The 536-nt window shown below is 66.6% G+C and carries 1 pseudogene; it reads right to left on the bottom strand.

The features are described 5' to 3' along the window. Positions 1-536: pseudogene (locus D3D02_RS18845) on the bottom strand (V-type ATP synthase subunit I); the annotation flags it as partial.

Below are 536 nucleotides of genomic sequence, written 5' to 3'. Positions count from 1 at the left end.
TTGACCGCCTGCACGAGGATTTCGAACGGCTTGACAGCGCCGCTGTTCTTCTGGACGACCGGCGGGTCGTCGTTGGACATCGAGACCGTTCCGCCGTCGGTAACGGCGGCCGTGCCGCCGGTCTCGGTGACGTCCTCTCGCGCGTGGTCGTGTCCGTCACGCGAGAACTCGGCGCGTTCGAGCTCCTCGACGGCGACGTGCTCGCCGACCTCGTCTTTGAGCGTGCCCGCGAACGTGTTGTAGCGCTCCGTCGGAATCCAGCCCTCGGCGACGAAGGCGTTCTCCGTCGTCGCGAACGAAAGCGGCGCTTCCGTCTTCTGGACGTCGATAGCGAGTCGCTCTTCGGCGGCGAGGAGGAACTCGCCCTCCTCGACGGCGGTGTCGTGGAGCTCGGATTCGACGGTTTCGAGCTTCGACTCGGTTTCGCGCTTCTGCTGTTCGAGGTCGCGGATGTGCTCTTCGGGGCTTCCCGAGGCGTCCGGGACTTCGAGCGTGGCGAACTCGACGCCGACCAGCGCGTCGGCGAGCGCCATCTC

The organism is Halobellus sp. Atlit-38R (genome assembly GCF_003665925.1).
In the GTDB taxonomy this organism is placed as follows: domain Archaea; phylum Halobacteriota; class Halobacteria; order Halobacteriales; family Haloferacaceae; genus Haloquadratum; species Haloquadratum inordinatus.
Note: the sequence above shows the minus strand (reverse complement) of the source record. Positions and strands in the feature narration are given on the sequence as shown.